The sequence below is a fragment of the Clostridium peptidivorans genome (genome assembly GCF_900205925.1).
In the GTDB taxonomy this organism is placed as follows: domain Bacteria; phylum Bacillota; class Clostridia; order Clostridiales; family Clostridiaceae; genus Clostridium_AK; species Clostridium_AK peptidivorans.
In genome coordinates this window covers 51,641-71,628 of sequence record NZ_OAOD01000017.1, presented here as the reverse complement: position 1 = coordinate 71,628, position 19,988 = coordinate 51,641, and the positions used below count along the sequence as shown (strand labels likewise).

Genomic DNA, 19,988 nt, shown 5'->3' with positions numbered 1-19,988 from the left:
GTGTTTTTTTTTTTTCAAGCAGAAGACGGCATACGAGATAGGAGTCCGTCTCGTGGGCTCGGAGATGTGTATAAGAGACAGGTTAAATGGATTCGTTAATATAATTAAATAATATTTTAAAAATCACGAAGGGGGATTAATATGAAGAAAAAATTACTTTTAAGCTTAACCACATTTGTAGCATTATCTTTTTCAACAAGTGTTTTTGCTGCGGAAGAGATCACTTTAAAGGAAGAAGCGGGAATTACACCAGATAGTATGTTTTATCCAATTGATACATCCTTAGATGGTTTAAAGGTTTCATTTTCATTAAGCGATGAGGCTAAGATAGAAAAACTAGCAGCTGAAGCACAAGAAAGACTTGGAGAAAGTGAGATAATGCTTGAGGAAGGTAATACTAAGCTCGCAAGTGAAGCTTTAGAAGCCTATAATGACAAAATGGAAGAGGCGACTGACGCTCTTGAGACAGTGTTAGAGACTACCGAAGCTGAACTTAAAGACGAATTTGAAAATAGTGAAGCATTAGAGGAATCAGGAGAGGTAGAACAGTCAGAGAAATCCAAAGAGCTAGAAGAATTAGAGAAATTAATTCAGGACAAACAGTCAGAGTCTTTAGAGGTTTTAGAAAGCCTAGAAGATGAAGCGGGGGAAGATGCACAAGAGGTTATTTCAGATGTTGTGAAAATGCAGACAGCAAAAAAGGAAGCTGTTAAAGCTATGGTAGAGCAAAGACATAAGCTTAATGCATCAAGAAAGGCTATGAATAAAGCTAAGGTTGCTTTAAAGAAAGCTCAAAAATCAGGTGATGAAACAGCTATTAAGGCAGCTAAAGCAGCATTAGATGAAAGCAAAGCTGTTTATGAAACAGATAAACTAACTATGGCAGAAGTATTTAAAAAGAAGCAAGCTGCTGTAAAAGGGAAGGCTAAAGAAGTAATAGATGGTAATGAGAAAGATAAAGAAAAAGCTGATGGAAGTGCAGAAGAACAAGATAAATCAGATGGAGTAACAGATGAAGAAAAAGTTGAATTAGATAAACCAGTAGAAGAAGTAAAAGGGACAGCGGTAAAAGCTTCAATAACAAAAGCTGCAGAACAACAAATAAAGTCATCAGTAACAGCAACTAAAGATATAAAAAAGGTTAAAGAACCTGTGAATAGAGTAAAGGAAGTAAAAGTTAAAGCTCCAGAAAACAAAAAAGCAAATGCAAATAGCAATGATAAAAAACAAGGCAAGCCTGACAGTTCTGAACAAAAGAAATCTGAACAAAAGAAAAATGAAAAATCTAAGTCAGAAGCTGCACAATCACAAGTAGTTGAAGAAAAAGCTAAACCAGAACAAATTTCAACTAATCAGGGTAACGAAAATAATAAAAACAATGGAAAAAGTGAAAAAAGCAAAAAAGATAACAAAGATGAAAGCGAACAGGATAAAAATAAATGATTTAATGGGGTCAGACCCCTGGGGGAAAATCCCAGGGGCCTGACCCTGCTGATTTTGGAGATCTTCGACAAATCAGCACTCATCATAAAGTGGCGAAAATTTACTTGGAATGTTCACATTATACAATATCATATAATAAAAAAAGGGGCCAGACCCCTGGTGGAAAATTCCTGGGTTAAAATGTAAAAATAAATTTCGCGGTGGTGAGAATCATGGAAAATGAATCATTATTAAAAGCAATAGGGAAATTATTAGATCAAAAACTGGAGTCAATAAATCAAAGACTAGATATTATTGAGTTGACACTAATAGACATAGAAGAAAGGCTAGAGGTTATTGAATCGACATTATACGACATACAATCAACACTAGATAACATTGAAAAAGCATTAGATGATTTGACTTAAAGTCTAAAACGAGAAATTATCTATTATATAATCAATATTATGTAAATAAAGCTTTTGAAAGATTTAACGATAATAAATATGATAACCTTAGAAAAAGTGCAAGGCATTTTTTCAATCTCTAGTTGCTAGTCCTAATCACTAAAACCTAGGATGCTAAATCTAATAGGGATTGGTGACTAGTGATTAGCGATTAAGGAAATTGTATCACAATTTACCTATAGTATGGTATAATTAAAAAATAAGATAAAGTGCAAAGCTTAAAATAAAACTATGATGTATAATCAAAGATAGTATGGTTTATGAGGAGGATAATAACTAATGAAAAAGAGAAATTTAAAGACCATTTTAGGAATTACTGTGGCAGGACTTATAATAAGTACTTCCTTTAACTTTCTAGGGGTAAAGGCTGCCAGCGTAGTTAGAGTAGGCGGTAGCAATAGATATTTAACAGCTCAGGACTTAGCTAAGCAAACTTTTGGTACAAGCACTAATGTAATACTTGTAAATGGAGAAGGATTTGCAGATGCAGTTAGTGCAACGCCCCTTGCAAAACAGTTAAATGCTCCAGTGCTTTTAACTGAAGCAAAGACTTTATCAAGTGGAGTACTTAATACTATAAAGGCTCTAAAAGCTACAAATGTATACATAGTAGGCGGAAATGGCGTTGTAAGTGCAGATATAGAAGCTGCATTAAAAAAGGAAGGACTTAATGTGACTCGTTATGGTAGTGCTACAGGAACAAGATACACTACAAATGCCATTGTTGCAAAGGAAGTTATTAAAAAAGCAGGGGTTAAAAAGGCATTTCTTGTAAATGGAGCATTAGGTTATGCAGATGCTTTAAGTGTGTCTTCAATTGCTGCAGCAATGAACATACCAGTACTTATAACAAGTGCCACTTCAATAGATCCTGATGTTAAAAAGGTCATAGCAGACAATAACCTTGAAATAATGGGAGTTGGAGGAGCTGGAGTATTGCCAGATACTATATTAAGATCTGCAAATGGAACAAGAGTTGCCCAAGGTAAAAATAGATTTGAGACAAATGTAAATGTATTAACTAAATATAAATCCTCAATGTCACTTACTAAAATGTATGTAGCAGCTGGCGGATCAGATTCAAAAGCTCAATTTGCCGATGCATTAGTGGCATCAGCAGCAGCTGCAAAGGATGGATCAATGGTAGTTTTATCAGGACTTGGAGCAGGAAGCGCAGATATAACAAGAGCAAATTCATTTATAGGAAGCACAGTAGCTCAAGATACTCAGGTTAAAATAGTTGGAGGTACAGGAGTTATTACTAAAGCTATTGAAAGTCAAATAAATGCTGCAGTAGCAGAAGCAACAGGGGATTTAGAAGTAATTTCCATAGAATAACTAAAACATCTTGTCAGGCATATGATGAATTAAGTTAAGCTGTAAAATGATTATAAACTACGAAGTTTTGGAGGAATATACATGGAAGAAAAAAAGGCACTAGATATAAAGCTTTCATTAGCACCAGAAGTAGAAGTTGTGATGTCTGAAGTACAAAGGGACTATTTAGAAGAAGAAATGACAGAAACAATTCCTCAAATGGAAAAAGGACAAATTAACATTTCAGGAGTTTATGCTTATAAAGATGGAGACAATTTGGAAGTTAAATTTTATGTAGTAAATGGATTGAATCAGGAAATTAACTTTGAAAAGGTACCTTTGAAAATTATAACTTCAGCAGGAGAAGAAGTTGCCTATCAAGTATTTAATTTGAAGGAAATGGGAAATATTCCACCTCGCTCTGCAAGACCTGGGAAGATTTACTTTAATAAAGGAAATGTATTTGTAGACGAAATAAATAATAATGATTGGAAACTTGTATTTGATGGAAATATGCAAGCTGTAAGGCATGCAGATATTGAGTTTGAAAAATTTCCTGAAGATATGACAGAAAAAGATAAAAATGCCTTCAATGAATTTTTGAAAAAAATCTCTAAGGTTGAAAAAGGACAGTTCGCAGCTAATGTATTTACAATGCTTCAATATAAAAATGGAGATATACTTTTAACTTTAGTTTTTAGAAACGGAGCGGATAAGGAAGTTGGCATTGAAAAACTTCCGCTTACATTAGAGGATGAAAATGGAGACATAGTATTTTCAGCGGTTTATACATTAGAGGATTTTAAAGTAAGTCCGCAAAAGGCAAGAATTTTAAGTGTAGTAGTTGAAAAGGAAATTTTAGTGAAAGAAGAAGTAGATCTGACAAAGGCAAAGCTTATATTTAATTTAGTATAAAGAGCTTTTGGTATCTGTGGTAAGTGGACGGTTAACAACTAATAGGCTAATAGACCAATAATAAATGGACACGTTTATTTTAAAAATAAAGATGCATCTTAAGGTAAGGTGCATCCTTTTTTTAGTGGGCACCCCAGGGGCGAACCCATAAAATGGATTCACCCCTGGGGCACTACCATAAACTAGAAGGAGTATAAAATTATGAAAAAATTTAAGAAGTTTTATATTGAAGTCACAAATGTATGTAATCTTGCTTGCAGCTTTTGCCCTCAAACTCAGCGTAAATCTGAGTTTATGAGCATAGAAACTTTTGAAAAAATATTGGATCAAATAAGGCCGCATACAGATTATATATACCTTCATGTAAAAGGAGAGCCACTCCTCCACCCTGAAATAGATAAGCTTCTAGATTTAAGCTATGAGAAAGGCCTAAAGGTTAATATAACAACAAATGGTACTCTTATAAATAAAGCTAAGGACAAACTCATAGCAAAACCTGCATTAAGACAAATTAACTTTTCTCTTCATAGCTTTGATGGAAATGAGGGCGGGGAAGACAAGGATTCATATATTAATAATATTATTTCATTTACAAAGGAAGCTTTAAGCAGTACTAATATGTTAATATCTCTTAGATTATGGAATTTAGATCAGGACAATGCAACAAACCTTCAAAGACAAAGAAATCGGCATATACTTCAAATAATTGAAAATGAATTTAATCTAGACTATAAAATTGAAGAAAAAATTGTTCCAGGAAGAGGAATTAAGATTAGTGACAGGTTATATTTAAATCAGGATTATGAATTTAAGTGGCCAAGTTTAGATGAAGATGAAGATGCTGGCAAGGGATTTTGCCATGGACTTAGAAATCAAGTGGCTATATTAGTAGATGGGACTGTGGTTCCATGCTGCCTTGATGGAGAAGCAGTAATAAATCTTGGAAATATAAATAACACTAATTTTTCTGAAATAATAGAAGGGGAAAGGGCTAATAATCTTTTCAATGGATTTTCAGAAGGAAAAGTAGTAGAAGAATTATGCAGGAAGTGTGGATATAGAAAAAGATTTAATTAAATAGTTACCCGAGAGGCGAATCCATAAAATGAGTTTACCCAAGGGTGACTACTAAAAATGGATAAGGGGGGACGGTTAATGATAAGTATCAAAAATATTAAAAGAGTTTTATCGTCAGTGCTTATTTTCCTATTTATGATGTTTAGTGCAAATACAATCTACGCAGCAGATGCCATAAGAGATTTGGCGACCTATAAAACATTAGAAACTCAATATGATGTGCCACTTCAAAAGGCTTGGACGGTAAAAGTTACATATCCTTTAGATGGAAGCTCTGTAAATAGCACAAATATAGAACTCGTAAGCAAATCCACTAAGGAAATTATACCTTTAACTTTTGAGTATAATATAAATGATAAGTTTTTTAAGGTCACTCCAGATTATACAAAGATTAAGTGTGGAGAGACCTATACATTATACATTCATGACTTAAAAACCAATAAGGATACGGCTTTAAATACTCCAGTTAAGATGGATTTGGTGGTGGAAAATGCTCCAAGTGCTGCTCAAAATACCTTCAGTACATTAGATCAGGCAACCTATGAACTCACATATGATATAAAGTTTAAATATAATTCATTATCTACTATAAATAATGACTATAGAGTGGCAATTAATCTAGCAAAAATTAATGGAACCTTTCAAAAGTATATAAGTGCAAGTTCTACGGATTTCAAATTAAATGAAGATGATACAAGTATAACTTCATTATCTTCAGGCACAGTTAAGAGTGGAATACAAAAATCCTTTAAGGTATCAAAAACCTATAATGTAAAAAATATAAAGTCTACAGTGGATTTATCAAAGACCAAAGGGGATTATTCAGAAATAACAAGTGACATAAGTTATTATTTAAAGCCAACCTATCATGTGGAAAGCAATGAGAAGGAAATTATAAACTTAGCAAATAGTCTTTTTAAAGGAATAACAAATCCTTATTTAAAGGCAAAGAAGGCTTTTGATTATGTGGTCTTAAATATGAAGTATGATTTAGATAGTCCGTATGCTAATCAAGGTGCATTATCTGCTGTGAGAACCAAAGTAGGAGTGTGTGAAGATTATGCTGCTCTTATGACAGCGCTTTTAAGAGCAGGGAATGTACCAGCTAGAGTAAATACAGGATTTTGTTTTTATGACAGTGAACTTATACAAACGAATAATAATGGAAATGATTTCAGACATGCTTGGGTGGAATTTTATATTCCAGAATATGGATGGATACCCGCAGATCCAACACATGAATATACAAAGAATGGGGCAAGGTGCGTAAATTATGATTTCTTTGGAAGATTTCCACAGGGAAGACGATATCTCAAAACTCAAGAAAGCATAGAGCTATATGACGACGATAGTATGGTGCTTCAAACCTTATCAGGAGACTCAGCTCAATTTAACATAGACTCAAGAATCGTCAAAAAATAGGGGACGGTTAACAACTATTTGTGCAAAAGGTAAGGAGTTGTTAACCGTCCCTAAGGTTTCATTGCTTTAACTGGAGCTGCCTCAGGGTGTTGCATCAGAGAGATTAAATTTTAGTAAATGCTTTTATTATGGTAAAAAGTTGAATATAATAGATAATGTATTTAAAAAGGAGTGGTAACATGGATTTTTATTCGCTAATTTTAATTGCACTAGCATTATCACTAGATGCCTTTGGGGTAACACTTTGTGTAGGACTTAATAGAGGAGCAAATGTAAAATATAAGATGCTTTGCGTAATATCTTCGGCATTTTTTCAATTTTTATTTGCATTAATTGGAGCTTATGCAGGATTTTTATTTAATACATATATAGCGTCAATCCCTGAAATACTTGGAGGAATCATAATTGGTATAGTGGGAGTTTTAATGCTTAAAGAAGGTATGGAAGAAAAGGAAGAATGTGCACTATTAAGGCCAGGTACTGCAATAGTTCTTGGAATCTCTGTAAGTATAGATGCCATGGTGGTAGGCTTTACTGCCCTTCATGAAATACAAGGTCTTGCAGCAATATTCAATAGTACATTAATTGTGGGAGTTGTAACCTTAATCATGTGTCTTATAGCCCTTGCCATAGCAAAGTATTTAAGTAAAATAAAGTTAATAGGCAAATATGCAGATTATATAGGAGGAATAATACTTATATTATTTGGACTTAAAATGATTTTTTTATAAAAGATACTTAAAAGCTTGGAGAAAAAATAAAACTTCTCTACAGGTTAGATTGTAAATTTTAGTTCATAATTTATAAGATATATCCATTGATATAGATTTTTATGGTATAATTGTATAAATATTATGGCTGAATTACTATAAAATACAAAAAACGGAATATTATTTTCTATAATATGATATAAAGAATTTTATATAAAACTCGATAATAAAAAATGATAGTAAAATTCAAATAATTTCTAGAGTCTTCTATTGAAATATTTGTTATATTTATCTAAAGGCAGTTTAATACTATTAAAAACAAGATAATAACCATAATTTTACTTAAATATTTGCTAAATCCTTGGAAATATGTAAATGTTGTAGTATAATAATTTGAGAATAAACTAAATTGGAAGTATCATGAAGTGGTCAATGTTAAATTATATTTTCTAATAATTAATTAAATTTAATTTAATTTAATAATTTATAATTTTAAGGGGAGGTTTTTTACATGAAAAAAACAACAAGCAAAGCATTAGCTAGTGCTGCACTTACTGCACTTATTGCAGGAATCATTCCAGTAGGACAAGTATCCGCAGCAGCTAATACAGAGTTCCAAAGACTATCTGGTAAAGATAGATACTTAACAGCTGTAGAAGTTTCTAAAGCTGGATGGGCAGGTGGAGCTGACTATGCTATAGTTGCAAATGGAGAGGCATATGCAGACGCATTATCCGCAGGACCTTTTGCAAAGAAAAACAATGCACCAATACTTTTAACTAGCTCAAAGGGAATAACAAATGAAACTATAAGTGAGCTTAAAAGATTAAAAGTTAAAAAAGTATATGTTATTGGAGAAACTGGTGTTGTACCAAACAGCATATTAGAAACAATTAAAAAGAATGTTACAACTGACGTAGAAAGAATAGGTGGATTAGATAGATATGCTACTTCCACAAAGATAGCAGAAAAGTTTGGAACAGTTAATGAAGCTATGCTTGCTTCAGGAGAAGGTTATGCAGACGCATTATCTGCAGTACCAGCAGCAGCGGTAAGGGGAATACCTGTACTTTTAACTAAGGCAGGAGAACTACCAAAGGCAACTTCTGACTACATAAAATCACAAGGATTAAAGAGAACTTTTGTAGTTGGTGGAACAGCTTCCGTAAGTGATAAAGTTAAGGGGCTTGTTCCTGATTCTGTAAGACTTGGCGGAAAAAATAGATGGGAAACTAACGCTGAAATAATAAAAAGTTTTGCACTTGACTTCAATTTTGATGAAGCATACTTTGCACTAGCAAATGGAGCTACAGGAAAAGAATTTGCAGATGCTCTAACAGCTTCAGCATTAGCTGCTAAAGGTGGACATCCTGTAATAATATCAAACAAAACAGCAGATGCAGCTACAACAGCAATTATAAATGAAAAATTATCTCCAACAACTAAAATAACAGCTATTGGTGGAGCGCCTAATCTTTCTGATTCATTAATGAAATCATATCAGATAAAAGGTGAAACTATGGAAGCTGCTAAAGATATAACTGGCAATGCTGTAGTTTCAAAAGACAACGTTGAATTAAAAGACATGAAAGTTACAGGAAACATTTATTTAGAAGGAAACAATGCAGAACTTAATAATGTAACAGTTAATGGAACAGTATTTGTAAATCCAGGTAAAGAAGGTAGTGCAAAATTAAATAACGTTACTGCAGACAAAATAGTAGTATTATCTGGATCAAACAAGAGCATATATCTTAACAATGTAACTTGTAATACATTATATGTTTCAAGTAAAACTCAAACAAAAATAGTTTTAGAAGGAACAGCAAATATAAAGAATGTAGAAATATTCTCATCAGCTATAATAGAAGCTATGAATGAATTTAAGGGAACAGTTGTAGTTCTTGATAACTTATACGTAAACGACATTGAATTATTAGGAGAGTACTCAGGAACTATTACAGTAAAAGATAAGAAGGATAATGTAAAATTACCAGGAAGCTCAAGCACACCAGGCGGTGGCGGTGGCGGTGGCGGAATCACATCAAGTGACCCACTAAAAGTAAAAATCAACAAGGCTATAGCTGCATATAATGCATTTGTAGATGGACATCCAAATGCAGTAAAAAACTACCCAGAAGTAAAATATAGCAATAAAGTTATGACTGTTAACATAGATAAAGCTAAAAAGGATCAAAAACTTTCAACAACATTTGATGCTAAGAAGAACATGATAACAGCACCAAGATTAGAAAAATTAAATGAACTTATGGGTAATGTTGACATCAAAGTTGGAAATAAAACATTAATTGATTATGTAGTTTCACAACAATCTTTTGAAAAATATGCAAATAAAGATGGCTCAGTAAATTACAATGCTATTGCTGCTAAGATTGCAGAAGATGGATTTGATTTCAATCATGCAGTTGATGTAGCAAAAAGATTAATAGGAAATAAGCTTGACGTAACAGCACCAGCTGTAACAGTAGATGGATTAACACTACAAAGCATTGAAAGAGGAAACGTAAAAGTAAACTTTGAAAATGTTAAAGGTAAAGAACTAAAAGAAGGCATCGAGAAAATGTTCGGAACAGATTATGCAGGAATGACTTATGGCCAATTTGAGGGAACTTATAAGTTAAACTTAAAAGATGCTAAAGGAAGAACTGAAACTTACACATTAAAAGTTAACTTTACTAAATAATTAAAAATTAGCTCGGGTGATAACCTCACCTGAGTTATTTTTTAGCTTATATTTAATCATTAATTCCACTAATAACAATTGCCTTAATGAGATTCGACAAATTATACTAAAAATTGTATTAAATATAATGTATAATGTAAATAATGAGTTTGAAAAGTTAATTAAAAAATTACAACCAAAGGTGGATAGAGCAATGAAGAAAACACTTAAAACTTTTCTTTTAACCTTGATAATAATAGTTTTATTAATTGTAGGTTCCGTGGCACTTGCTTTTAATAAACAAGGATACACTTTAAATAATCCTTCAGCAGAAAGTATTATAAATAAAATAACTACTGCAGAAAAAAATGAAAATATAATAAGTTTAACGAAAGATGAAATAAATTCATTACTTTCAATGGCTTACAAAAATCCTAAACAAAAGGGAAGTATAGTCATAAAAACTCCTCAAGTTGAATTAGAAGGGGACAAGGTGATAGCAAAAGTACCTGTAACTTATAAATCTATGGAAGTGGTTTTGTGGACGAATGGAAGCATATCTCAAGATGAACAGCACATAATATATTCTCCAGATAGTTTCAAAATAGGAAAATTACCAGTACCAAAGTCAATAGTTATAAGTAAATTAAAGTCTAAGCTTAAAGATGAAAATATCACTATTAGTGATTCAAATATACTGATAAATAAAAGAGTGATTCCATTTTCTATAAAAGATATAAACATAAAAGATGGAATAATGAATATGAAAATTAGCAAAATTTCTCCAGGTTTGTTGTTAGATGGTGGAAAAGGTGTTAAAATTGAATTGGACAAATTAAAGGACGAATTAAATGCATTAAAAGAAAAAGGATTAACATCAGAGGAAAATCACAAGATACAAGAAATTATAAACAAAATAGACAAAAACTTAAACTCTAATTCCCAGGAAATATTGCAGAATATTGTAAAGGATATAGATAATATATCGAAGAATATACAAGATAAAAACAAAAAGCAAGAGGTAGAAAAGGTAAAAGAAGAAGTAAATAAGAAGCAGGAAGAAATAAAGAAAAATCAATCACAAGCTAAAGCTTCACTTTCAAGACTAGGCGGTCAATTATCAGCAGCTCAAGGAGCTGTAAGCTCTTCAGTAGGAAGGCAAGCTATAGGAATATTGGTTTCAACAGCAAGTAAAATGGCTTCAAATCCATCCTATAATTATGGAGGAGATGCAGCAGCTGCAAGAAGCCTATATAATAAACTAAGTCCACAGGAAAAGGCTCAAGTAAAAAATGCTATATTTTCAAATGTAGATATGAGTAATGTAAGTCAAATAAGACAGTTACTAGGAATGTAATTAAATCAAATAACAATTAACATATAGTAAATAATAGTTATTATCTATTATTAAAATTATGGGAGGGTAAATATGAACAACAAGAAGATAGCTTTATCAATGGCACTAGCACTGCTACTTACACCAGTATCAGCAAAAGCTGCAGAAAATGCAGAAAGCTTTAAAAGATTAAGTGGGAATAACAGATATGCAACCGCAAAGGCAATTTCAAACTATGGCTGGACAAGTTCTAATTATGTAATAATAGCTCAGGGAGAAAATTTCCCAGATGCCCTATGTTCAGTACCACTTGCAAAAAAGTATAATGCACCAATACTTTTAACTGGAAAGGATACTTTAACTAAGGAAGCAGAAGAAGAACTTATGAGACTTGCTCCTTCAAATATAATAATTGTAGGAGGAGAAGGTTCTGTATCTGCAAAGGTTGAAAAATACATAAAGGATACATTCAAAAGTGCAACCTTAGAAAGAATTGGTGGGAAAGATAGATTCGAAACCTCCACTAAAATTGCAGAAAAGTTAAATTTTAAGGGAGAAGTAGCATTAACTTCCTCGGTAAGCTTTGCAGATGCACTTTCAATGGCACCAATAGCTGCTGTTAAGGAAATGCCAATACTTTTAACTCCTAAAGATAAGCTACCTACTTATACATCAAATTACCTTAAAGGAAAGACAATAAACAAGGCTTACATAATAGGTGGAACTGGTGTTGTAAGTGAAAATTTAAAAAATAACATAGCAAATTCTCATAGAATATATGGTGAAAATAGATTTGCAACAAACATCGCAATTTTAAAAGAATTTAGCAGTGATTTAAATAAAGGAAATGTATTTGCAGCCCTTGGAAACGGACCAAAGGGTAATGAATTTGCAGATGCATTATCAGGAGCAGCATTAGCAGCAAAGATGAATGCACCTATGATTTTAACAGATAAGACATTACCTAAAGAAGTTAAAGGCTATGTAACATCCGACCTTACTAAGGAAGCAAAATTATTTGCACTTGGTGGAGAAGCAGTGGTTTCAAATACTGTTGTAAATGAAATAAACTCAAACAAAGGACAAGGTAACGATACTACACCACCTGAAGTTCCAATAGATCCTGAAGTTCCAGTGGACCCAGAAGTTCCAGGTGGTGGCGGTGGAGTTCCAGGTGAAGTAACTAAGCTGGAAGTTAAATCTGTATACCTAAAAGCTGATAATGGAACTAAGATAAATGGCAGTATAGAAGATGGCAAGGTTACCGTAAGTATTCCAAAAGATTTTAGCGGTCAGTTTACGCAAATAGTTGTATCAACTTCAAACAGCATAAAAAATGCAAAGGTTGCAGGAACACCTATAGATGAAGCGACTATAAAGAGACTCTATGGAAACGATAGAAAAAATATAGATTTATTAGTATATCTAAGAGAACAAGGATTTGATTCCGAAGGAGATGGACTATCTGCATCAAGCGTCAAAATGCTTACTGGAACATCCATAACTTTAACAGATGTTAACGGTAATACAGCATCTTACAGACTCAGTATAAACTAAAATTTAAGCTTCAGGAAATTTAATTTTGACAAAGTAGCATATGCAAAAGCCGGTTTCTACCGGCTTTACTTAAGGAGGATTAAATACATATGGAAGAGGAAATGACCTTAGACCTTCGGGACTTCTTTATAATACTTAGAAAAAGACTTAAATTAATAGCTGTTATAACAGTGGCATGTACCTTAATATCTGTATTGCTAAGCTTTTTTATAATAAAACCTACCTTTGAGGCAAGGACAAGTATAATAGTGGGTAAACCTCAAGTTACAGAGGGAAGTCTTCAAAACAGTGATGTTATGATGTATCAAAATCTTATAAAGACCTATGCAGAAATTGCAAAGTCTGAAAGGGTTGCTCAAAGTGCAGCAGTTAAATTAGGAAGTAAATATACATCAAAGCAAATTCAAGAAATGATAAATGTTACTCCGCAGCAAGGAACTCAAATACTTATGATAAAGGCTGAAAACAAAGATTCTAAGGAAGCAGCAGCAATAATTGATGCAGTAACTTCAGCTTTTGTAGAGCAATCTAAGGTATCTTTTCCAACAGGAGGAACCATTGAAGTATTAGATAGGGCAAAGGTTCCAGAAGATCCAATAAAGCCAAAGAAAGCTCTTAACGTAGCAATAGCTTTCTTCTTAGGGCTTATGGTATCTGCTGGACTTGCCTTTTTACTTGAATACATGGATAAGACTATAAAGACAGAAGAGGATGTTGAAAGATACTTGGAACTACCTGTTATAGGAATAATTCCAAAATATGCGGAAGAAATGCAAAAGAACCATTCAACTGCTTCAGTAGGAAAAGTTATATCAAAGCAAGTAGAAGGTTAAAAGAGGTGATACTCTATGTTTGATATACATAGTCATATAATACATGGCATAGATGATGGAGCAAAGAACTTAGAGGAATCCTTAAAGATGGTGGGTATTGCAGAGGCAGAAGGATTTGATTATATTGTTGCAACCCCTCATTATGCTAGAGGATATTATGAAAATTCATATAGTGCTATAAATGAAAAGGTAAAAGATTTAAATGCTGTTATAAAAGAAAAGGGCATAGATATAAAAGTAATATCTGGTCAAGAAGTCTACTTAGATGACAACACTTTAAAGGATTATAAGAATGGACTTTTAGGATGTATTGGGGACACAAGTTATATGCTCATAGAATTTCCTATGGATAAATTACCTAAAAATGCCTTAGATATTTTATATGAATTAAGGGTTAGAGGAGTAAATCCAATTATAGCTCATCCTGAAAGATATAAGTATTTTATAGAAAAGCCTTCCTTGATAAATAGCTTCTTAGAAGAGGAATATCTTTTTCAAATAAATGCAGGCAGCTTAAAAGGAGTATTTGGGAAAAAGGTTCGTGATACAGCAGTTACCTTTATAAATAATGGAATAGTGAATTTTATAGGATCAGACTGTCACAGCTTGAATAAAAGATGCCCAGGCATAATAAATGGTATTGATATAATAAATGAAATTTCACCAAAAATTATAAAGTATATAGAGGAAAACTATAAGTGCCTATTAGAAGATAGACCTATAGAAGTTAATTATAGTTTAATAAGAGAAAAAAAGAATATCTTTAGCTTTTTTAAAGGTAAATCCCTTTTTAATGCAAATTAAATAAGCTAGTACGACTTAAAATTAAATGGAGTGAAGAAGATGAAAGTTTCAGAACTTATTACAATAAGAAAACCACTGTCACCTATTTCTGAATCCTATAGAACACTTAGAACTAATATCAAGTTTTCATCTGTAGATAAGGATATAAAGGTTATAGTGCTTACAAGCTCAGGTCCTGGAGAAGGGAAATCCACCACGGCATCAAATCTTGCAGCAGTCATGGCTCAAGCAGGAAATAAAACTATAATTATAGACTGTGATCAAAGAAAACCAAGACTTCATAAAGTATTTGGATTATCCAATGAACGAGGTATATCTGATATTTTAGCAAAGGAAATAAAGTTTGAAGAGGCTGTTCAAAGTACTGAGCAGGAAAACTTGGATATTATAACATCAGGAACAAAGCCTCCAAACCCTGCAGAACTATTAGCTTCTGCAACAATGAAAGAGTTTTTAGAATCCTTAAGAGAAAAATATGATTCAATAATAATAGATACTCCTCCTATAGTTGCAGTAACGGATGCTCAACTTTTATCAAGATATGCAGATGGCTGTATACTTGTAGTAGCATCACAGCAAGCAGATAGAGATGCGGCTATAAAAGCAAAAGAGCTTTTAGAAAAAGTAGATGCCAATATGCTTGGGATAGTGTTAAATAAAGTAGACACAAGCCATAAGGGATATTATGGAGCATATTATAGCTATTATGCAGAAGAAGAGGATAATGATAAAAATAAATAAATGGCATATAGGAAATTCTGCAGGATCCATTGGAAAAATCTTGCAGAATTTTTATTCATATTCCTATTCTGTAGAAAAATGTCGTGTAATTTTTTTATAAGTAGTAGATTTTATATTTCTTTAACATAATGATTATTTAATAACGCAAATATTCTACAAATTTTTTAATGGATACAACTTTTTTGCGATAAATATGAGATTAAATGTAAATATAATATACCAAAATAGCGCAGTAAAAACAGAATAATACATAGATTATGGGATTAAATAGCGTTTATTCCCAGGAAAAAAATCAAAATATTTAATACCATTTTCAACGACATTAAAAAAAACTATAAATACTTTTTTCAGAAAAGCATGGAAGTATAGTAAAGAATATGCTAGTTATTTTAAGTTAAATCAAGTATTTCCGATATATTTCCCAAGGAGTCTAAATAATCCTATTTTAAAGACATTATCCAATTGTTATATAATAATTATGATAGTAACCATTCATTAATAATTTAATAACGAATCAGAATGTATAATAATATGGGGGGATTAAGGATGCAGGAGGCAAGGTTAAAAGATGTTTCATATGTAGACGAGCAAATAGGTCTAGAGTATAATGCAAAAGAAATAGAGTATGTGGTTGAAGAAGGCACTATTTATAATTTTATTAAGAGAACTATGGATATAATTTTGTGTCTTATAGCATCAGTTATAGGAATACCAATTGTTTTAATTACTTGTATTGCAGTAGTTATGGAGTCTAAAGGCTCCCCATTATATAAGCAGGAGAGATTAGGCAAAAATGGACAATCCTTTACTTTGTATAAGATAAGATCCATGAGGAGTGATGCAGAAAAGTATTCAGGTCCTAAGTGGGCAGATAAAAATGATAGTAGGGTCACAAAGGTGGGCAACTTTATTAGAAAAACTAGGATTGATGAAATTCCTCAACTTTATAATATAATAAGGGGAGATATGAGCATAGTAGGACCAAGACCTGAAAGACCGGTATTTACATATCAATTTAATGAAGAAATACCTGGATTTATAAATAGGCTTGCGGTAAAACCAGGATTAACAGGACTTGCACAAGTAAATGGAGGATATGAAAGCTCTCCAAGAGAAAAACTAAAGTGGGATTTAAAATATATACAAGAAAAAAATATATTGATGGATATAAAAGTAATATTTAAAACTGCACTTATAGTATTTACAGGGAATGGTGCAAGATAAAATTTTATAGACAAGCTTTTATTAGAAACTAAATAGGAGGGAATAATGTGAGAATATTAGTAACAGGAGGAGCAGGATTTATTGGTTCCCATATTGTAGATGAATTAGTTAAATTAAATCATCAAGTTTCTATTGTAGATAATTTGTCTACAGGAAGTGAAGAAAATTTAAATAAAAATGCAAGGTTTTATAAATGTGATATTACCAATAAAGAAACACTTAGATTGGTGTTTGAATTAGAAAAGCCTGAAATTGTAATTCATCATGCAGCTCAAATAGATGTCCAAACATCTCTAAAAAAGGCAGCATTCGATGCCAAGGTAAATATAAGAGGAACGATAAATGTATTAGAGTGCTGCAAAGAAGTTAAAACAAGAAAGATAATATATCCTTCTTCTGCAGCGGTTTATGGAGATCCTAAATATTTACCAGTAGACGAAGAACATCCAATAAATCCAATATCATTTTATGGAATATCAAAACATACTCCAGAGCATTATATAAAGGTTTATAGTGAACTTTATGGAATAAAATATACTATATTTAGATACTCAAATGTCTATGGAGAAAGACAAGGGGCAAAGGGTGAAGGTGGAGTAGTTTCTATATTTATAGATAAATTTTTGGCTAAAGAAGTCCCATCAATCTTTGGAGATGGAGAACAAACAAGAGATTTTATATATGTAAAAGATGTAGCTAAAGCAAATTTACTGGCGCTAGATAAAGGTGATAATGAAATCTTAAATATAAGTACCAATACTCAAGTAAGCGTAAACAAGCTTTTTGAAATCATGAGAGAAATTTTTGTTGTGAAAATTGTGCCAGTATATAAAGAAGTAAGAGATGGAGATATAGAACATAGTTACTTAGATAATACAAGAGCAAAAGAAATTATTAACCTGAAAAATGAGTATGAATTACAAGAAGGGTTAGAAGAGACTGTTAAGTACTATATGAATTTAAATAGTGTAGCAGATGAAGTAGCGGTTGCTAAAAACATATAAATTTAAACTATTATTGATGGGTGGTATATAAGTTTGAAATTTTCAGTTTTGATGTCGGTTTATTATAAAGAAAATCCAAGCTACTTACAACAAGCTATAGATAGCGTTATAAATCAAACAGTAAGACCTGATGAAATTGTATTAGTTAAGGACGGAAAACTTACAGAAGAATTAGAAGAAGTCATAAACAAATATTTACAATCATATAATAAACTTTTTACTATAATAGAGTTTCAAGAAAATAAAGGACTAGGAGTAGCTCTCGCAGAGGGAGTAAAGAAAAGTCGAAATGAACTTATTGCTAGAATGGATACAGACGATATATGCAAACCAAATAGATTTGAAAAGCAGTTAGAAGTGTTTGAACAAAATCCTAATTTAGATATTGTGGGTTCATATATACAAGAATTTGAAGGAAGCATAAATAATATAGTATCTATTAGGAAAGTTCCATTACGGGATATAGAAATCAAAAAATTTGGCAAGATGAGGAATCCATTTAATCACATGACCGTTATGTATAAAAGAAGTAGTGTGCTAAAAGCAGGAAATTATAAAGAATTTTTATGGAATGAAGATTATTATTTATGGGTAAGAATGATATTAGACAAATGTAATATGAAAAATATTAATGAAAGTTTAGTTTATGCTAGAGTGGATAATGGAATGTACGAACGCAGAGGTGGGATAAGATATGCACAGATAGATTGTAAGCTGCAAAGGGAATATTACAACATCGGGTTTGTTAGCAAAAGAGAGTTTATCATTAATTCTTTAGTGAGATCAAGTGTAAGAATAATTCCTAATAAATTAAGAAAGTTGATATATAAAAATAAGTTAAGAGAATAGTAATGAAAATAATTAAAGGAAGTGTTTATTTTGCAGCAATATAAAATTTTATATATCATATCTTCATTAAAAAGATGTGGACCGGTAAATCAATTATATGGAATAATTAAGTATTTAGATAGAAATCGATTTGAACCAATAATTCTCACGTTGTTTAAAGAAAGTGATGATAGTAGAGCAACAGACTTTCATGCTTTAGATGTAAAGACCTATTGCCTAAATGTTAATAGAAAAAATTCATTTTATAAAAGCAAAGAATTAATTAAAGGGAGTGTAGAGAAGATAAATCCTGATTTAATTCATAGCCATGGTTTTAGACCAGATTTATATACATATAAATATCTAAATAAATATAAACATTGCAATACTATACATAACTATCCTTATGAAGATTATGTAATGACATATGGTAAAATTTTAGGTAGGGCTATGGCTTATAAACACATTGCAATGTTTTCAAAAATGAATTATCCAATCGCTTGTTCATATACAATATCAAATAAGTTGAAGAAAGATTTGGATAAGGAAATTTATACCATACAAAATGGTATAGACGAAGAAAAATTTTCATTAGTTGATTACCAAACCAAGATAAAACTGAGAGAAAAGCTTAATCTGAATAGGAATAAAAAAATATTCATATATAGTGGAGTTTTAAGCGTAAGAAAAGATCCATTAACGATTATAGATGCTTTTAATAAAGCTAATATCAATAAAGAGGCGGAGTTAATATTAATAGGGGACGGTCCATTAAGAAAAGAATGCGAAGATAAAGTTAAAGAAGGTATACGTGTTATTGGAAAAGTGGATAATGTTATTGATTATCTGCAAGCTAGCGATATGTTTATTTCTGCATCTAAATCCGAAGGATTACCAATGGCAGTGTTGGAAGCTATGGCAGTTGGATTACCATTAATATTATCAGATATAAAGCCGCATCTTGAAGTATTTGAAGGAGATATAATGGAAGATATGGGTGAACTTTTCCCAACAAAGAATATCCAAAAACTATCAAGATTAATGACTAAATATGCTGAAACTGATTTAGGGAATAAAGGTAAGAACTCTCTGAATTGTTTCCTCAACCATTTCACTGCACAAACTATGAGCAATTATTACCAAGAATTCTACACAGAAATTTTATAAAAGATTAGGCTTTAAAAAGAAGCACTTTGATATATTTTTATGTAGTCTATTTTTGTAAAGCAAATTTTATTTTCAGATTTTTAAGTTTCAAGCTTAAAGAAATAATAAGGTGGTAAAACATAATTTAAATTTATTAAATTATTTTAAAAATTATATTAGCAATGTTTAAAATTAGCTATTTTTGTGGAATTGTTATTTTAAAATAATTTATCAATAATTTTATATATTATATCAATATCATATAAAATTTTATTTGAAATTGTACGGCTCACTTATTCTATTATAAAAATATTGTTAAGTTTAAATAGTGTAAGTAATTTATTTTTACCAGTTAGCTTAATAGGAGTAGTCAAGTGCATTCTTGTATTTATATATGAATATAAAATAGATTATAAAGTTTTAATAGTGATTTCATAGTATATGTTTATAGAATGATTATATATTCAATGTATAGTACGCTATTTTTGCCTTAGGACTAATT

17 protein-coding genes are annotated in these 19,988 nt (G+C 31.5%); all 17 read left to right on the top strand.

What is annotated here, in order from left to right:
- Positions 1–141 precede the first annotated feature (141 nt).
- Entirely contained in the window at positions 142–1,443 is a 1,302-nt protein-coding gene (locus tag CRN98_RS13365; RefSeq protein WP_097027931.1) for a DUF5667 domain-containing protein, read from the top strand.
- Between the two features lie 212 nt (positions 1,444–1,655).
- Positions 1,656–1,850, top strand: coding sequence for a hypothetical protein (locus CRN98_RS13360; protein WP_097027930.1), 195 nt, complete (start codon positions 1,656–1,658; stop codon positions 1,848–1,850).
- Positions 1,851–2,168: 318 nt separating this feature from the next.
- The gene (locus CRN98_RS13355) at positions 2,169–3,227 is read left to right on the top strand and encodes a cell wall-binding repeat-containing protein (RefSeq protein WP_097027929.1); all 1,059 of its coding nucleotides are present in this window, start codon (positions 2,169–2,171) and stop codon (positions 3,225–3,227) included.
- An 81-nt stretch (positions 3,228–3,308) separates the two neighbouring features.
- Positions 3,309–4,121, top strand: coding sequence for an SLAP domain-containing protein (locus CRN98_RS13350; RefSeq protein WP_097027928.1), 813 nt, complete (start codon positions 3,309–3,311; stop codon positions 4,119–4,121).
- A gap of 201 nt (positions 4,122–4,322) precedes the next feature.
- A complete protein-coding gene (locus CRN98_RS13345) occupies positions 4,323–5,198 on the top strand; it encodes a radical SAM/SPASM domain-containing protein (RefSeq protein WP_097027927.1) in 876 nt (291 codons plus the stop codon).
- Between the two features lie 78 nt (positions 5,199–5,276).
- Entirely contained in the window at positions 5,277–6,620 is a 1,344-nt protein-coding gene (locus CRN98_RS13340; RefSeq protein WP_179632147.1) for a transglutaminase-like domain-containing protein, read from the top strand.
- Between the two features lie 179 nt (positions 6,621–6,799).
- Positions 6,800–7,351 (top strand): manganese efflux pump, encoded by a 552-nt coding sequence (locus CRN98_RS13335; protein ID WP_097027925.1) that lies wholly within the window; start codon positions 6,800–6,802, stop codon positions 7,349–7,351.
- A gap of 490 nt (positions 7,352–7,841) precedes the next feature.
- Entirely contained in the window at positions 7,842–10,034 is a 2,193-nt protein-coding gene (locus CRN98_RS13330) for a cell wall-binding repeat-containing protein (RefSeq protein ID WP_097027924.1), read from the top strand.
- Positions 10,035–10,161: 127 nt separating this feature from the next.
- Positions 10,162–11,370, top strand: a complete 1,209-nt coding sequence (locus CRN98_RS13325; RefSeq protein ID WP_179632145.1) for a coiled-coil domain-containing protein — start codon at positions 10,162–10,164, stop codon at positions 11,368–11,370.
- Positions 11,371–11,442: 72 nt separating this feature from the next.
- Entirely contained in the window at positions 11,443–12,906 is a 1,464-nt protein-coding gene (locus tag CRN98_RS13320) for a cell wall-binding repeat-containing protein (RefSeq protein WP_097027922.1), read from the top strand.
- An 89-nt stretch (positions 12,907–12,995) separates the two neighbouring features.
- A complete protein-coding gene (locus CRN98_RS13315; protein ID WP_097027921.1) occupies positions 12,996–13,739 on the top strand; it encodes a YveK family protein in 744 nt (247 codons plus the stop codon).
- A gap of 15 nt (positions 13,740–13,754) precedes the next feature.
- The gene (locus tag CRN98_RS13310; protein WP_097027920.1) at positions 13,755–14,543 is read left to right on the top strand and encodes a tyrosine-protein phosphatase; all 789 of its coding nucleotides are present in this window, start codon (positions 13,755–13,757) and stop codon (positions 14,541–14,543) included.
- A gap of 39 nt (positions 14,544–14,582) precedes the next feature.
- Positions 14,583–15,284 carry a CpsD/CapB family tyrosine-protein kinase gene (locus CRN98_RS13305; protein ID WP_097027919.1) on the top strand — a complete coding sequence of 234 codons (702 nt, stop codon included), beginning with the start codon at positions 14,583–14,585 and terminating at the stop codon, positions 15,282–15,284.
- Between the two features lie 546 nt (positions 15,285–15,830).
- The gene (locus tag CRN98_RS13300; protein WP_097027918.1) at positions 15,831–16,508 is read left to right on the top strand and encodes a sugar transferase; all 678 of its coding nucleotides are present in this window, start codon (positions 15,831–15,833) and stop codon (positions 16,506–16,508) included.
- Between the two features lie 47 nt (positions 16,509–16,555).
- Positions 16,556–17,512: an NAD-dependent epimerase/dehydratase family protein gene (locus CRN98_RS13295; protein ID WP_097027917.1), complete on the top strand. Its 957-nt coding sequence runs from the start codon at positions 16,556–16,558 to the stop codon at positions 17,510–17,512.
- Positions 17,513–17,545: 33 nt separating this feature from the next.
- Positions 17,546–18,361 carry a glycosyltransferase gene (locus CRN98_RS13290; protein WP_097027916.1) on the top strand — a complete coding sequence of 272 codons (816 nt, stop codon included), beginning with the start codon at positions 17,546–17,548 and terminating at the stop codon, positions 18,359–18,361.
- Positions 18,362–18,391: 30 nt separating this feature from the next.
- Complete coding sequence (locus CRN98_RS13285; protein WP_179632143.1) at positions 18,392–19,507, top strand: glycosyltransferase family 4 protein; 1,116 nt, start codon at positions 18,392–18,394, stop codon at positions 19,505–19,507.
- The last annotated feature ends 481 nt before the right edge of the window (positions 19,508–19,988 follow it).

Bases quoted from the DNA above. Each gene is read 5' to 3' on its own strand.
- CRN98_RS13325 (WP_179632145.1), top strand. From the start codon at position 10,162: ATGTATAATGTAAATAATGAGTTTGAAAAGTTAATTAAAAAATTACAA.
- CRN98_RS13345 (WP_097027927.1), top strand. From the start codon at position 4,323: ATGAAAAAATTTAAGAAGTTTTATATTGAAGTCACAAATGTATGTAAT.
- CRN98_RS13350 (WP_097027928.1), top strand. From the start codon at position 3,309: ATGGAAGAAAAAAAGGCACTAGATATAAAGCTTTCATTAGCACCAGAA.
- CRN98_RS13310 (WP_097027920.1), top strand. From the start codon at position 13,755: ATGTTTGATATACATAGTCATATAATACATGGCATAGATGATGGAGCA.
- CRN98_RS13340 (WP_179632147.1), top strand. From the start codon at position 5,277: ATGATAAGTATCAAAAATATTAAAAGAGTTTTATCGTCAGTGCTTATT.
- CRN98_RS13305 (WP_097027919.1), top strand. From the start codon at position 14,583: ATGAAAGTTTCAGAACTTATTACAATAAGAAAACCACTGTCACCTATT.
- CRN98_RS13355 (WP_097027929.1), top strand. From the start codon at position 2,169: ATGAAAAAGAGAAATTTAAAGACCATTTTAGGAATTACTGTGGCAGGA.
- CRN98_RS13335 (WP_097027925.1), top strand. From the start codon at position 6,800: ATGGATTTTTATTCGCTAATTTTAATTGCACTAGCATTATCACTAGAT.
- CRN98_RS13365 (WP_097027931.1), top strand. From the start codon at position 142: ATGAAGAAAAAATTACTTTTAAGCTTAACCACATTTGTAGCATTATCT.
- CRN98_RS13360 (WP_097027930.1), top strand. From the start codon at position 1,656: ATGGAAAATGAATCATTATTAAAAGCAATAGGGAAATTATTAGATCAA.
- CRN98_RS13320 (WP_097027922.1), top strand. From the start codon at position 11,443: ATGAACAACAAGAAGATAGCTTTATCAATGGCACTAGCACTGCTACTT.
- CRN98_RS13315 (WP_097027921.1), top strand. From the start codon at position 12,996: ATGGAAGAGGAAATGACCTTAGACCTTCGGGACTTCTTTATAATACTT.
- CRN98_RS13300 (WP_097027918.1), top strand. From the start codon at position 15,831: ATGCAGGAGGCAAGGTTAAAAGATGTTTCATATGTAGACGAGCAAATA.
- CRN98_RS13330 (WP_097027924.1), top strand. From the start codon at position 7,842: ATGAAAAAAACAACAAGCAAAGCATTAGCTAGTGCTGCACTTACTGCA.